Origin of the sequence: Massilia sp. CT11-108 (genome assembly GCF_047302915.1) — a bacterium.
GTDB lineage: Bacteria > Pseudomonadota > Gammaproteobacteria > Burkholderiales > Burkholderiaceae_D > Telluria > Telluria orientalis.
In genome coordinates this window covers 1-14,448 of the sequence record NZ_JBKYMO010000017.1, presented here as the reverse complement: position 1 = coordinate 14,448, position 14,448 = coordinate 1, and the positions used below count along the sequence as shown (strand labels likewise).

General features: G+C 65.9%; 13 protein-coding genes. 2 read left to right on the top strand and 11 right to left on the bottom strand.

Annotated features, from left to right (window positions below; genetic code table 11):
• Window positions 1-9 precede the first annotated feature (9 nt).
• On the bottom strand, window positions 10-1,047 hold the full coding sequence (locus ACEN88_RS03620; protein WP_413337435.1) for an HDOD domain-containing protein: 1,038 nt from the start codon (window positions 1,045-1,047) through the stop codon (window positions 10-12).
• Window positions 1,048-1,193: 146 nt separating this feature from the next.
• Between ACEN88_RS03620 and ACEN88_RS03615 the strand changes: the two genes are divergently transcribed.
• Window positions 1,194-1,664 (top strand): chemotaxis protein CheW, encoded by a 471-nt coding sequence (locus ACEN88_RS03615; protein WP_413337434.1) that lies wholly within the window; start codon window positions 1,194-1,196, stop codon window positions 1,662-1,664.
• Here the strand turns inward: ACEN88_RS03615 and ACEN88_RS03610 are convergent.
• From ACEN88_RS03610 to dapC, 8 genes are all read right to left on the bottom strand, one after another.
• Entirely contained in the window at window positions 1,661-3,628 is a 1,968-nt protein-coding gene (locus ACEN88_RS03610) for an ATP-binding cassette domain-containing protein (protein WP_413337433.1), read from the bottom strand. The two genes, ACEN88_RS03615 and ACEN88_RS03610, sit on opposite strands and share 4 nt — an antisense overlap.
• A 127-nt stretch (window positions 3,629-3,755) precedes the next feature.
• A complete protein-coding gene (prmB, locus tag ACEN88_RS03605; RefSeq protein WP_413337432.1) occupies window positions 3,756-4,643 on the bottom strand; it encodes a 50S ribosomal protein L3 N(5)-glutamine methyltransferase in 888 nt (295 codons plus the stop codon).
• A 15-nt stretch (window positions 4,644-4,658) separates the two neighbouring features.
• Window positions 4,659-5,810, bottom strand: coding sequence for a succinyl-diaminopimelate desuccinylase (gene dapE, locus ACEN88_RS03600; RefSeq protein WP_413337431.1), 1,152 nt, complete (start codon window positions 5,808-5,810; stop codon window positions 4,659-4,661).
• On the bottom strand, window positions 5,807-6,169 hold the full coding sequence (locus ACEN88_RS03595) for an ArsC family reductase (protein ID WP_413337430.1): 363 nt from the start codon (window positions 6,167-6,169) through the stop codon (window positions 5,807-5,809). The genes dapE and ACEN88_RS03595 overlap by 4 nt, the downstream gene beginning before the upstream one ends.
• A gap of 314 nt (window positions 6,170-6,483) precedes the next feature.
• A complete protein-coding gene (locus ACEN88_RS03590) occupies window positions 6,484-7,164 on the bottom strand; it encodes a hypothetical protein (protein ID WP_413337429.1) in 681 nt (226 codons plus the stop codon).
• A 1-nt stretch (window position 7,165) separates the two neighbouring features.
• A complete protein-coding gene (locus ACEN88_RS03585) occupies window positions 7,166-8,308 on the bottom strand; it encodes a PilT/PilU family type 4a pilus ATPase (protein WP_413337428.1) in 1,143 nt (380 codons plus the stop codon).
• Between the two features lie 163 nt (window positions 8,309-8,471).
• Window positions 8,472-9,311, bottom strand: coding sequence for a 2,3,4,5-tetrahydropyridine-2,6-dicarboxylate N-succinyltransferase (gene dapD, locus ACEN88_RS03580; RefSeq protein ID WP_413337427.1), 840 nt, complete (start codon window positions 9,309-9,311; stop codon window positions 8,472-8,474).
• Window positions 9,312-9,336: 25 nt separating this feature from the next.
• Window positions 9,337-10,557, bottom strand: coding sequence for a succinyldiaminopimelate transaminase (dapC, locus tag ACEN88_RS03575; RefSeq protein WP_413337426.1), 1,221 nt, complete (start codon window positions 10,555-10,557; stop codon window positions 9,337-9,339).
• A 108-nt stretch (window positions 10,558-10,665) separates the two neighbouring features.
• Between dapC and ACEN88_RS03570 the strand changes: the two genes are divergently transcribed.
• Window positions 10,666-11,433: a YoaK family protein gene (locus ACEN88_RS03570; RefSeq protein WP_413337425.1), complete on the top strand. Its 768-nt coding sequence runs from the start codon at window positions 10,666-10,668 to the stop codon at window positions 11,431-11,433.
• 123 nt (window positions 11,434-11,556) lie between these two features.
• Here ACEN88_RS03570 and ACEN88_RS03565 read toward each other — a convergent pair whose 3' ends face one another.
• Together ACEN88_RS03565 and ACEN88_RS03560 are read right to left on the bottom strand one after the other, a co-directional pair.
• Entirely contained in the window at window positions 11,557-13,830 is a 2,274-nt protein-coding gene (locus ACEN88_RS03565) for a glycoside hydrolase family 31 protein (protein ID WP_413337424.1), read from the bottom strand.
• Between the two features lie 103 nt (window positions 13,831-13,933).
• A partial coding sequence (locus tag ACEN88_RS03560; protein WP_413337423.1) for a helix-turn-helix transcriptional regulator occupies window positions 13,934-14,448 on the bottom strand: 515 nt, incomplete at its 5' end.

Here is a 14,448-nt window from a genome sequence, read left to right as displayed (position 1 = left end):
ACGCGGACGTCAATCGACCGCGGTTGCTTTCAGCACCGCATGGCACTCCGCCGCTTCGGGCGGGAGCCCCGCGAACAGGGCTTCATCCGCCTCGTCGACAAGTCCCTGCGCGACGAGCATCCGCACCTTCCCGAGATAATCCGCCAGCTTGAGCAAACGCCCCAGCGGCGACATGATCACGCCGCGCCGCAAGTCGCCCTGTTCCAGCAGCGCGGTACTGACCGTCTCCGGAAAATTCCACTCGCGCGCGATGCTTGCGCACAGGCGGCGCGTGGCGCGGGCCAGCTGGGCGAGAAACACGTCGGAGCCGAGGCGCTCGCCGTCCTTCGCCTCCTGGTCCATGATGCGCAGGCTGACGATCAGCCCCACGTTCTGCAGCAGCCCGGCGAGGAAGGCGTCGAACGGTTCGACGCCGGCGCCGGCCATCTGGCGCGCGGCGATCGCGCAGCGCTCCGAGTGCGCCCACAGGTGCGGCGCCAGGCGGCGTGTATAGAATCCCGAACGCACGTCGATGATGGGCCGGAACGCGACCGTCGTGATCAGCTGGCGCAAGCCCTCCTGGCCGATCAGGATCACTGCCTGTTCGACGCTCGTGATCGACTGGCCCGTTCCCCGGTAGCAGCTGTTGGCGAGACGGACGACGGCCGCCACCAGCACGGGATCGGTTGCGATGGTGCGCGACAGCGCGCTCCCGGAAAACGTCTCGCTGCGCAGGCTTTGCAGCAGTTGCGGGACCAGTCCCGGCATGCGCCGGACGAGCGCGGCGCCGGACTGCTGCGACGCGACGATCGTGGCCAGCGCCTCCAGCACGCGCGTCTCGGCGTCGGAGAGTTCCAGTCCACCGTCGGCGCGGTCGAACAGCCAGGCGTGCCAGGCGCCGTTGATCCGTTCCAGCTGCTCGAAGGAGACGGGTGCCGTGCCCGGTTGCGGCGCGGGTGACGCGGGCGCGGGAGCAGGGGCGGGGACAGGCTCGACGGCCGGCTGCGGCTGCGGCTGCGGTTGCGCCACGGACGGGCTGGAAAACAGGCTTTGCAGCCACCGGAACATCGTCATCCCCTTTAGGTCAATTCCGAACATTGTACGGACGTAAGCGCCGAGCGCAAGGTAGGAAATGTCTCATTGATTGTTGACTGCACTCAACAATTTCCAATCGTCATCGCCTTAGCATGGCGATCTTGAGGAAAGGATCCGCCATGCACATGACTACGACGACCACCACCCAATTCCTGAGTTTTACCCTCGGCGGCCTCGAGTACGGGCTCGACGTCGCCAAGGTGCAGGAACTCCGGGTACTCAAGGCACTCGAGCGCTTTACATCGGACGGCGAGATCGTCGGCGGCGTGGCCGTCTCGCGCGGCGTGATCATGCCGCTCGTCGACATGCGCGCCGCCTGCGGCACATCGCCGGACGCGCCCGATCCGATGACGGACGTGATCATCCTCAGGCTGTCGACCTGCACGATGGGGATGGTGGTGGATGGCGTGACGGGCGTCGTGTCGCTGGCGCCCGAGCAGGTGTCGCCGGTGCCCGGTGCGGACCAGGCGCAGGTCGATTACCTGATCGGGCTGGGGCAGATGGGGGCGCGGCGGTTGATTCTGGTCGATATCGACCGGCTGATGTCGGTGCGCCGTCCGCAGAAGGACGGCGCGCGCCAGGTCGCCTAGGCTACCAAGCTTTCCAGCTGCTCCTGCAACTCCAGCCACTCGTTCTCGAGATTGCCCAGGTCGCGCGTCAGGAACGCCTGGTCGGCCACGAGATTCTTCAGCTCTTCCTTCTTGTCCGCCTCGTAGATGCCCGGCTCCAGCAGCCGGGCGTCGACCTCGGCCTTTTTCGCGTTCAGCTTGGCCATCTGCTCTTCCAGCCGCTTGATGCGGTTTTCGATGGGCTTCTTCAGCGCGGCCAGGCGCTGGCGTTCTTCCGCTTCCAGGCGCTTCTGTTCCTTGCGGTCGACGGCGGGCGCCGGTGCGGCCGGCGTCGATGACGGCAGCGGCGCGCTCGTGCCGGCATCGCCCTTCAGCTTGGTCTGGAACAGCCAGTCCTTGTAGTCGTCCAGGTCGCCGTCGAACGGCTGCAGGCGGCCGTCGGCCACGATGATGAACTGGTCGGTCGTCGCGCGCAGCAGGTGGCGGTCGTGCGAGACGACGACCAGGGTGCCTTCGAACTGCGCCAGCGCCAACGTGAGCGCCTCGCGCGTCTCCAGGTCCAGGTGGTTGGTCGGCTCGTCCAGCAGCAGCAGGTTCGGACGCTGCCACACGATCAGCGCCAGCGCCAGGCGCGCCTTTTCGCCGCCGGAGAACGGCTTGATGGAACTCGTCACCATATCGCCCGGGAAGTTGAAGCCGCCGAGGAAGTTGCGCAGTTCCTGTTCGCGCGTGGTCGGCGCGATCTTCTGCAAATGCCACAGGGGCGACTCGTCGTGGCGCAGCATCTCGACCTGGTGCTGGGCGAAGTAGCCGATCACGAGGCCCTTGCCGAGGGTCGCCGTGCCGGCCAGCGGCGCGAGGTCGCCCGCCACGGTCTTGATCAGCGTCGATTTACCGGCGCCGTTCACGCCGAGGAGGCCGATGCGCTGGCCCGTCTGCAGCGAGAAGTTCACCTTGTGGACGATGGTCTTGCCGCCGACCTTGTCGCCATGCGCGTCGAGCAGCGGGTAGCCGGCGTCGACGTCTTCCATCACGAGCAGCGGATTCGGCGCCGAGACCGGGTCGCGGAATTCGAACGAGAACTCGGCCGCCGCGCGCAGCGGCGCCAGCTCTTCCATCTTCGCCAGCGCCTTCATGCGGCTCTGCGCCTGGCGGGCCTTGGTCGCCTTGGCCTTGAAGCGGTCGACGAACGATTGCAGGTGGGCGCGCGTGCGCTGCTGCTTTTCGTACGCGGCGGCCGCCAGCACCAGGTGCGCGGCGCGCTGGCGCTCGAACGCGGAGTAGTTGCCCGAGTAGCGTGTCAAGCTGCGCTCGTGGATGTGCACGACCACGTTCACGATCTCGTCGAGGAAATCGCGGTCGTGCGAGATGATGATCAGGGTGCCCGTGTAGCGCTTGAGCCAGTCCTCGAGCCAGATGATGGCATCGAGGTCCAGGTGGTTGGTCGGCTCGTCCAGCAGCAGCAGGTCGGACGGACACATCAGCGCCTGCGCCAGGTTCAGGCGCATGCGCCAGCCGCCGGAGAAGCTGGCGACGGGCTGGCGCATCTGGTCCAGCGAGAAGCCCAGGCCCAGCAGCAGCTGCTCGGCACGGGACTGCACCGTGTACGCGTCGGCGTCGGCCAGCCCCGAGTGGACGTGGCCGATGGCGATGCCGTTCTCCGTCGTGTGGGGCAGGGCTTCCAGGCGGTCCAGCTCGGCCTGCAGGGTGCGCAGGTGGGCGTCGCCGTCGATGGCGTACTCGATGGCGGGACGGTCCAGCGCCGGGGTCTCCTGCGCGACATAGGCCATGCGCCAGCGCGCGGGGAAGTCGATTGCGCCCTGGTCCGGGTGCAGCTCGTTGCGCAGCATCGCGAACAGGCTGGATTTGCCGGCGCCGTTCGCGCCGATCAGGCCGATCTTGTCGCCGGGATTGAGGGTGAGGTCGGCGTCTTCCAGCAGCGGTTTCGTGCCGCGCATCAGGCTGACGTTGGAGAATCGGATCATGGGGGGGGAACTGAGTTATCTTGACCAACGTCGCCCCTGCGAAGGCAGGGGCCCAAGTTCGTGGCAGATCACGCAAGCTTGGGTTCCCGCCTGCGCGGGAACGACGGTTTTAGGGCTGTCTTGGGAATTACTTCGCCAGCTGCTCCGCCGTCAGCAGGAACACGGCATCATCGCCCTGGCTCGTGGTCAGCCACGTGAGGCCCAGGTGTCCGAACGCCGCTTCCGCATACTCGCGCTCGTTGCCGATCTCGACGATCAGCACACCCTCGGGCGTCAGGCGCTCGGCCGCGCCGTCGACGATCTTGCGCACGAGGTCCATGCCGTCTTCGCCGCCGGCCAATGCGATCTGCGGCTCGCGCAGGTATTCCGGCGGCAGCTTGCCCATCGAATCGCTGTTCACGTACGGCGGGTTGGTCACGATCAGGTCGTATTTCTTGAACGGCACGTGCTGGTACAGGTCGGACTCGATCGGGTTCACGCGGCCTTCCAGCTTGTAGTCGCGGATGTTGCGCTCGGCCACGGCCAGCGCGTCCTTCGAGATGTCGACGGCATCGACGACGGCGTTCTGGAACGCGTCCGCCAGCATGATCGCCAGGCAGCCGGAGCCGGTGCACAGTTCGAGCACGTTCTCGACGCCGTCCGGATCCGCCACCCACGGGCTGAAGAAATTCGGGATCAGCTCGGCGATGAACGAGCGCGGCACGAGCACGCGTTCGTCGACGTAGAAGTTGTAGCTGCCCAGCCACGCCTCATTGGTGATGTAGGCGGCCGGCACGCGCTCGTTGACGCGGCGCTCGATGACGGCCATGACCTGCAGGATTTCTTCCGGCAGCAGGCGGGCGTCGAGGAAGGGCTCGAGCTTGTCCAGCGGCAGTTTCAGGGTGTGCAGGATCAGGTAGGCGGCCTCGTCGAACGCTTCGGCGCTGCCGTGGCCGAAGAACAGCTTGGCGCCGTTGAAACGGGTCACGGCGTAGCGCAGCAGGTCGCGGGGCGTGCAGAAATGGGTCGTGGTCATGGCCAGGTCTCGTCGTTATGCCGCGGACGGCGGGATGGTGAGCAATCGCTCCAGCGTGCGCCGGTAGATGTTCTTGAGCGGATCGATGTAACGCACTTCGATGTGTTCGTCGATCTTGTGGATGCTGTCGTTGGGTGGCCCGAATTCTATCACCTGGGGGCAGATGCGGGCGATGAAGCGGCCGTCCGACGTCCCGCCCGTGGTCGAGAGTTCCGTCGTCACGCCCAGTTCCTGCTTGATCGAGCCGCAGATCGCGTCCGACAAGGTGCCCTTCGGCGTGAGGAACGGCTGGCCGGACAGCGTCCATTTCAGGTCGTAGTCGAGGCCGTGGCGGTCGAGGATCGCGTGCACGCGCGCCTGCAGGCTCTCGGCCGTGCTGGCCGTGGAAAAGCGGAAATTGAAGTCGACCTTCAGCTCGCCCGGGATCACGTTCGTGGCGCCGGTGCCGGCCGCGATATTGGACACCTGCCAGCTCGTCGGCGGGAAGTATTCGTTGCCCTCATCCCATTTCTCGGCAGCGAGCTCGGCCAGCGCCGGCGCCGCCTGGTGGATCGGGTTGCGCGCCAGGTGCGGGTAGGCGATGTGGCCTTGCACGCCCTTGACGACGAGGCAGCCGGACAGCGAACCGCGGCGGCCGTTCTTGATCATGTCGCCCAGCACGTGACTGGACGTGGGCTCGCCCACGAGGCAGTAATCGATCGTCTCGCCCCGTTCTTCCAGCAGGTCGCAGACGATGACGGTGCCATCACGCGCCGGGCCTTCCTCGTCGGACGTGAGCAGGAACGCGATCGAGCCGATATGGTCCGGGTGCGCGGCCACGAATTCCTCGACGGCGACGACCATGGCGGCGATCGACGTCTTCATGTCCGACGCGCCGCGGCCGTACAGCTTGCCGTCGCGCCGCGTCGGCACGAACGGCTGCGACGCCCACTGGCTGGCGGGACCGGTCGGCACGACGTCCGTGTGGCCGGCGAACACGAACACGGGCGACGCGTCGCCGCGGCGCGCCCACAGGTTCGTCACGCCGTTCGACTCGATCGTCTCGCAGCGGAAGCCGAGCGGCGCCAGCAGGGCCTGCAGCTTCTGCTGGCAGCCCTTGTCCTGCGGCGTGACGGAGTCGAGCGCGATCAGCTCCTCCGTCAGGAGTTGGGTGCGCGACGGCTTCATGCCGGCCAGTCTCCGAACAGGTCTTCGTACTGGGCGGCCGAAAAGCCGACGGACACGCGGCCGCCGCCTTCGAGAACCGGACGCTTGATGACGGACGGATTTTCCAGCATCAGGTCGAGGGCGCTGGCCTTGTCGACGACCTGCGCGCGGCGCTCGTCGCTCAGCTTGCGCCACGTGGTGCCCTTGCGGTTGACGAGCGTTTCCCAATCGATCTGCTCGAGCCAGCGCGCGACGGTGGCGCGGTCCAGGCCCTGTTTCTTGAAGTCGTGGAAATCGAATTCCTGGCCGTTGTCGGCGAGCCAGGTGCGGGCTTTCTTGACGGTGTCGCAGTTGGGAATACCGTAGAGGGTCTTCTTCATGGCGGGTGGGTATTGCTGTTCGGGAAGGCGCGAAGGATAGCACAGGCAAGCTATCCCACCGACAGTTTACCAATGGCGAAGGGAGGGCGGCGTTATGTACGCTGATTAGACAAGGATTTAACATTTCCGTAAATTAACAACGTGAATCCAACCCTGGAGATCCCATGCGCATCCTTGTCGCTTCCGCCTGTTTCCTGACGTTGCTGGCCGGCTGCGGAGGCCGTCGTGTGGAACGGGACCATGGCCTGCGGCGCCCGCAACGACAGCGGCCCGAACGCGGGCGTGAGCGGAATGACGGTAATGTCGAGGCCGGCTTACTTCTGCGGCTTGAAGGCGTGGCTGTTGTCGAATCCAAACTGCTGTTCGTCATACATCCGCTTCATCTTCCGCACCAGATGCGTTTGCAGGACGGGCGGCAGCTTGAAATAGGACGCGCTGGCGGTGGTCGACCGTTGCAGGTCGAGGTTGCCCGTGATGGCACGGATGGCGACTTTGGCGTCACGGTGAAAAGCGATCATCTTCAGCCGGCCTTCATAGGGGTCGCTCAGCATCTTGCCGTTGTCGCTGGCGTAGAAGCGGTAGACCAGGATCGGATCGACCAGGCCATCGCCGTCGATGTCGTTCAACTCGGTCAGCTTGGTCCACCATTGCACACCGGCCGTCCCGGCCGGTGCGCTGTCGCTGACCGTGCCCATGGCCGCCAGGGTTGGCCCTGCATTTATCTTGAACAAGTGCGCGCCGATCTTGCTCGACAAGGTGTCGTCACCGTAGCGACGGTCGCCGCTTGCGGTCAGGTACACCACGTAGTCGCCGCTCTTGTCGCGATAGCAGAAGTGGGCGAACACCGGCAAGGTCACCTTGGCGGCCTCGAGGGTATCGCGCTGCAGCAGGAAGTCATCGCCGACGCAGCCCGAACCAGGCGCGGCATGCACATTCGAGGACGATAATACGAGCAGGCCACACAGCAGTGCGGTCGATAGGGGACGACCAGTCAAGTCAATTATCCAGCGTAAATTCCGTGAACGACGGCCCATCCGGCTCGGCCGGTTTGGGCGTTTCCTCTTCTTTCGCCTTGCTGTCCGGCCCGTTATTGATCAGCCAGAGCAGATTGGTGGCCGAGTCGGCATTGGCCAGCGCCTCGTCCTGCGTGATGAGGTCGGCCTGCACGAGTTCCAGCAACGCCTTCTCGAACGATTGCGACCCCGGCGACAGGCTCTTGTCCATCGCTTCCTTGATCTGGCCGATCTCGCCTTTTTCGATCAGGTCCGCGACGTAGCGCGTGTTGACCATGATCTCCACGGCCGCCTGGCGCCGCCCGCCGGCCTTCGCGCGCACGAGGCGCTGCGACACGATCGCCTTCACGGCGGACGACAGGTCCTGCAGCAGCGCGGGGCGGTTCTCGATCGGGTAGAAACTGATGATGCGGTTCAGCGCGTTGTAGCTGTTGTTCGCGTGCAGCGTGGCCAGCACGAGGTGGCCGGACTGGGCGTAGGCGAGGGCGGCGGCCATCGTGTCCTTGTCGCGGATCTCGCCGATCAGGATGCAGTCCGGTGCCTGGCGCATCGAATTGCGCAGGGCGACGTCGAAGCTTTTCGCGTCGCTGCCGATCTCGCGCTGGTTGACGATCGATTTCTTGTTCTTGAACAGGTATTCGATCGGGTCTTCCAGCGTAAGGATGTGGCCGTGGCGCTGCTCGTTGCGGAGGTCGAGCATGGAGGCGATCGTCGTCGACTTGCCGGAGCCCGTGGCGCCGACGATCAGCAGCAGGCCGCGCTTTTCCATGATCAGTTCCGACAGCACGGACGGCAGGCCCAGCTCGGCGAGCGGTGGAATCGTGGCGGGAACGAAACGGAACACGGCGGAGATGCTGCCGCGCTGGCGGAAGGCCGACAGGCGGAAGCGGCCCAGGTTCGGGACCGAGATGCCCATGTTGAGCTCGTTGTCGCGGTCCAGCTCGTCCATCTGCTCGGGGGAGGCGATTTCCGACAGCAGCACGCGGATATTGTCCGGCTCGAGTTTGTTCTGGTTGATCGGGATGAGGTTCCCGTTGATCTTGATGTGGACTGGGGAATTGACCGCGAAGAACATGTCGGACGCGTTCTTTTCCTTCATCAACTGGAACAGGCGTTCCATCATCATGGCCTCTCTCCCTTGCTTTGCGGTAATACCCCCCAACGTCGTTCCCGCGAAGGCGGGAACCCATGCTGAGGCACCGACGCCGCATCTTTGCACTGTCGATGTGCGTTCGGCTGTACGATTTCTGATGCCCAGTATGGATTCCCGCTTCCGCGGGAATGACGGATCAAACGCCGCGCAGCAGCTCGTTGATGCCCGTCTTGGCACGGGTCTTCGCATCCACCTGCTTGACGATCACCGCGCAATACAGGCTGTACTTGCCATCGCTAGAGGGCAGGCTGCCCGACACGACGACGGAACCGGCCGGGATGCGGCCGTACGACACTTCACCGGTCTCGCGGTTGTAGATCTTGGTCGACTGGCCGATGTACACGCCCATCGAGATCACCGAGTTCTCTTCGACGATCACGCCTTCCACGATTTCCGAACGGGCGCCGATGAAGCAGTTGTCTTCGATGATGGTCGGGTTGGCCTGCATCGGTTCCAGCACGCCGCCGATGCCCACGCCGCCCGACAGGTGGACGTTCTTGCCGATCTGGGCGCACGAGCCGACGGTGGCCCACGTGTCGACCATCGCGCCTTCGTCGACGTAGGCGCCGATGTTCACGTACGACGGCATCAAGACGACGTTCTTGCCGATGAACGAGCCGCGGCGTGCGACGGCCGGCGGGACGACGCGGAAGCCGCCCTTGGCGAAGTCTTCGGCGCTGTAGTTGGCGAACTTGGTCGGCACCTTGTCGTAGAACTGCAGGCTGCCGCCGAGGCCCGCCGCCGAGCCCATTGGGGTGTTGTTCTCGAGGCGGAACGACAGCAGGACGGCCTTCTTGATCCACTGGTTCACGACCCAGCTGCCGCTGTCCTTCTGGGCGACGCGCAGGCTGCCGTCGTCAAGGCCGGCCAGCACGTGGGCGACGGCGTCGCGCACTTCGGTGCTGGCACTCGTCGGGCTGATGTCTGCGCGCTGTTCCCACGCGGTGTCGATGATGGTCTGGAGTTGTTGGGTCATGATAATGGTCTATACAGGTGGTGTTTCAGGAGGCCTTGAGATCGTTGCAGAACTGGACGATGCGGTTCGCCGCTTCCAGTCCTTCGTCCACTTCGGCGACGAGCGCCATGCGGATGCGGTTGCGGCCCGGATTGCTGCCGTGCGCGTCGCGCGCCAGGTAACTGCCGGGCAAAACCGTCACATTATATTCGGCGTACAGGCCGCGTGCGAACTCCGTGTCCGACAGGCCCGTGCGGCGCACGTCGGCCCACAGGTAGAAGCCCGCGTCCGGCAGCTCCACGTCCATCACCTGCTTCAGGAGCGGGGTGATGAGGTTGAACTTTTCCTTGTACAGCGTGCGGTTCTCCTGCACGTGGGCCTCGTCGTTCCACGCGGCGATCGACGCGGCCTGCACCGGCGGCGACATCGCGCCGCCGCAGTAGGTACGGTACAGCAGGAATTTCTTCATCAGTTCCGGATCGCCGGCGACGAAGCCCGAGCGCATGCCCGGCACGTTCGAGCGCTTCGAGAGGCTCGAGAACACGATCAGGTTCGCGTACGGACGCGTGCCGCCACTCCGGCCCAACTGGTGCGCCGCTTCCAGCGCGCCCAGCGGCGGCGTGGCGCCGAAATAGATCTCGGAATAGCACTCGTCGGCCGCGATCACGAAGCCATGGCGGTCGGCCAGCGCGAACAGCTCGCGCCAGTCGTCCAGCGACAGCACGGCGCCCGTCGGATTGCCCGGGGAGCACAGGTACAGCAGCTGCACGCGGGACCATACCTCGTCCGGCACGCTGGAGTAATCGCAGGCGAAGTTGCGGGCCGGTTGGGAATTCACGAAATAGGGCTCGGCGCCCGCCAGGTAGGCCGCGCCTTCGTAGATCTGGTAGAACGGATTCGGGCTGACGACGAGCGCGCCCGGCTTGCGCGGATCGATCACGGTCTGCGCGATCGCGAACAGCGCCTCGCGCGAGCCGTTCACCGGCAGCACCATCGTGGCCGCATCCAGCGCCGGAATCCCGTAGCGGCGCTCCAGCCATGCGGCGATCGCGGCGCGCAGCGGCTCGTTGCCGTGCGTCGTCGGATACGTGGCGAGGCCGGCCATCGCGTGCGTCAGCGCTTTCTGGATGAACGCGGGCGTCGGGTGCTTGGGCTCGCCGATGCCGAGGCTGATGGCGTTGTAGTCGGGATTCGGCGTGACGCCGGCGAACAGCTGGCGCAGCTTTTCGAACGGGTACGGGTGCAGGCGGTCGAGATGTGGATTCACGGCGATGTGTTTTCCTGGCGATATTCGAGGTGAGAAGGGCAATTATAGCCACGTGCACCCGGGTGCGTTAGTATTGACGTAAGGAATCCCAATCGGACCCATTCAATCATGCAGCGCTCCGTCGACTATGTCCGCACCCTGACCGCCCAGGCGCGCAGCGCCCGGGCCAACCGCCACCTCGGCTATGCACTGGCCGGCGTGGCCGGGGCCGTGAACGCCGGCGGCTTCCTCGCCGTGCAACAGTACACGTCGCACATGACGGGCATCGTGTCGTCGGCCGCCGACAATCTCGCGCTGGGCGCCTTCGACCTCGTGCTCGACGCGCTCGGCGCCATCGTCTCGTTCCTGCTGGGCGCGGCCACCACGGCGATCCTCGTCAACTACGGCCGGCGCCGTGCGCTGGCCAGCGAATACGCGTTGCCGCTGCTGTGCGAAGCCATGCTGCTGCTCGCCTTCGGCGTGCTGGGCGCCCAGTTGTCCAGCGTGCGGGGCCTGTTCGTGCCGGCCACGGTGATGCTGCTGTGCTTTACGATGGGCCTGCAGAACGCGCTCGTGACGAAAATCTCGCATGCGGAGATCCGCACGACGCACATGACGGGCATCGTCACCGACATCGGCATCGAACTCGGCAAGATGATGTACTGGAACGTGGACGATGGCCTGACCAGCCCGCCGCACCCGCGCGTGGCCGCGAACCGCGGGCGCCTCGTCCTGCTGTGCGGCCTGCTGGGGGCCTTCTTCTGCGGCGGCGTCGCGGGCGCGCTCGGCTTCAAGATCTTCGGCTACGTGGTGACGGTGCCGCTGGCGCTGCTGCTGTGTGGGCTGGCCATCGTGCCGGCGGTGGATGATTTGCGCGCGCGGGGCCGCAGGCGCTGATGTCGTCCCCGAACTAGGCGTCGCCCTTGGCGGGGACCCAATTTTGCACGCGTAATCGCGGTGCACGCAGAACTTGGATTCCCGCCTGCGCGGGAATGACGGTTTGAAGGTCGCGGGTCGAACTCACATGCCGCAGTGCGGCAGCGAAGCCGACGCCGCCTTGCCGTCATAGACGACCTTGACGATGGCGCCGCCCTTGGAACCGCAACGCACCGCGAACGCCTGGCGGGCCGGCATGCCGTCGTAGCGGCCCTGGCGCGGCGCGATGTCGAGGCGTCTGGCTCCGTCGTTCCACGTCATCCGCACGACCGCATACGCGCCTTTCTCGTAGGCGTAACCGTCGCCGCCGTCGTCATACAGTTCATAGGCGCCATCCTTGCCCGGATAGACGACGAGATCCACCGGCGCATCCGACTTCTCGTCCGCGAACTGCTTCACGGGACCCAGCGGCAGGATGCTGCCGGCGCGGACGTAGAGGGGAATGGTCGCGATGTCGGCCTTCGCCGTCACGACCCGGCCGCCCGCCAGCTGCGCGCCGCTCCAGAAGTCGTACCACGCGTCGTTGCCGGGCAGGTAGACGTCGCGCGCCTGTGCCTTCGCCTGCACGACGGGCGCCACGAGCAGGGCCTTGCCGAACATGTACTGGTCCGGGATGTGCAGCGCGTGCTCGTCCTCGCGGAAGTCGAAGGCGAGGGCGCGCATCATCGTGCCGTCGTTGTGCGTGACGTCCCACGACGCCGAATAGATGTACGGGAGCAGGCGGTAGCGCAGGTCGATGTAGTCGCGCATGATCTTCTGCGTGGCGTCGTCGAACTGCCAGATCTCCTTGCCGTCGCCGGTGCCGTGCACGCGGAACATCGGGTTGAACACGCCGAACTGGAACCAGCGCGTGAACAGTTCCGCGTACGCCGGATCTTTCGGCGAACCGCCGAAGAAGCCGCCGATGTCGGCCGACCAGTACGGGATACCGCTCAACATGAAATTCAAGCCGGCCGGGATCTGGCGGCGGAACACGTCCCAGTTGCCCATCGTGTCGCCCGACCACGTGATGGCCGCGTTGCGCTGCTGGCCCGCGTAGGCGGAGCGGGTCAGGATGAACGCGCGCTTGCCGGGCTGGTCGCGCTTCATCCCGTCATGCACGGCGGTCGTGTGCAGCAGGGGATAGGCGTTGTAGACGACGCTGCCCGGACCGGCGCCGGTCTGCAGCTCGCGCATCTGGCCCCACCAGCCGCCCAGTTCCGCTTCCGACGCGTCCAGCCACCAGCCGTCGAAGCCGAGCGTGCCGAGGCCGCGCATGACCTGGCGCCAGTACAGGTCGCGGGCGCGCGGGTTGTACGCGTCGTACCAGCGGCCCTTGCCGGCCGGGTAGACGTTCGGATAGGTGGGCGGGTACAGGCCGCCCATCGCGTCCAGCGCCTTCGTGTTGGCGGTGTCCGGGTCGAGGCGGGCCCACACGGAAATGATCGTGTGGACGTTCTGGTCATGCAGTTTTTTCACCATCGCGGCCGGATCGGGGAAGCGCGCCTTGTCGAATTCGTGGCTGCCCCACTGGCCCGGCAGCCAGTACTGCCAGTCCTGGATGACCGCGTCGAGCGGCACCTTCATCTCACGGTATTTCGCCGCGACCGACAGCAGCTCGTCCTGCGTCTTGTAGTGTTCCTTCGATTGCCACAGGCCCCACGTCCAGCGCGGCATCATGGGCGCCGTGCCCGTCAGGCGGCGGTAGCCCTTGATCACGTCGTCCAGTTCCGGGCCGTACATGAAGTGATAATCGACGCCGCCGCCCGCTTCCGAACGGATCAGGATCGGCGGTCCGGACGGGATGTCGACCTCGACGTCCGTGACGGCCGCGTTGTTCCACAGGATGCCGTAGCCCTTGGGCGAGACGAGCATCGGCACGGCCACGTCGCGGTTCGCCTGCTGCAGATGCACGATGTTGCCGCCGTAGTCGAGCAGGCCGTTCTGGTGCTGGCCAAGGCCGTACAGGACCGTGCCATGGTCGTCGTTATAAAAGCGCTGCACGACGCCGCGCGACAGGTCGCGCCCGCCTTCCTTGACGATCTCCTTGCCGTCCGGCGTCTGGAACGAGACGTTGCCGTCCTGGCGTCCCACGCGCACCTTCAGGCCGGCGGTGGACAGCGTCCACGCGTCGGCGGATTCACCGATGTCGAACGCGATCTTCTGCGGCTGCGCGATGACGGCCGGGTTGTAATTGCCCGTGTAGCCCGCGGGGCCGAAGCGGACGTGGACGACGCGCGGCGCCACCGGCTCGATCATCAGCACGCCCTGGTCCGTGCGCACCTCCATGCCCGTGCCCACGCGCTGCATGGTCGGCGGCGCGGCATGTGCCGCCAGTGCGCACGCGGACAGGCCTCCAATGAATAATGATTTCCACATTTGTATTGACTCTCCGTGTGTAGTCCAGCCCAGCGGCCGGGTCAACCCGCCGTTATAGCAAAACCGCAGCGGGCATCCGTTATGAAAACGCCCACGTTCAGATCTATTTTTTACCGGCCGTCCGTTCCCGCCACGCGCCGGGATTCATGCCCGACCATTCGCGGAACGCATGCGTGAACGCGCTTTGTTCCTGGAAGCCGAGCAGGAAAGCGATGTCGACGAGCGACAGCCCGTCCTGGCGCAAATAATCCATCGCGAGCGCGTAACGGGCAGCATCGAGCACCTGCTGGAACGTCGCGCCGGCGTCGGCCAGCTTGCGCTGCAAGGTGCGCGGGGACAGGTCCAGCGCCGCGGCGATGCCGGCCAGCCGCACGGGTTCGCGGGCGAGCGCGTCGACGATGGCCGCATGGACCTGCGCGACGATCCCGCTGGCCGTTTGTTCCCGTTCGCGCAGCAGGCGTTCGGCGTGCTGCTGCAGCAGCGGGTACATGGTGATGTCCGCGGCGGGCAGCGGCAGCGCGAGGAGGGAGGCGTCGAAGTCGGCGGTGTGCGCGGACGCGCCGAAGTCCGGCATCGTGCCCAGCACGCGCGCGTACTCGGCCGGGTCGGCATCGGGCG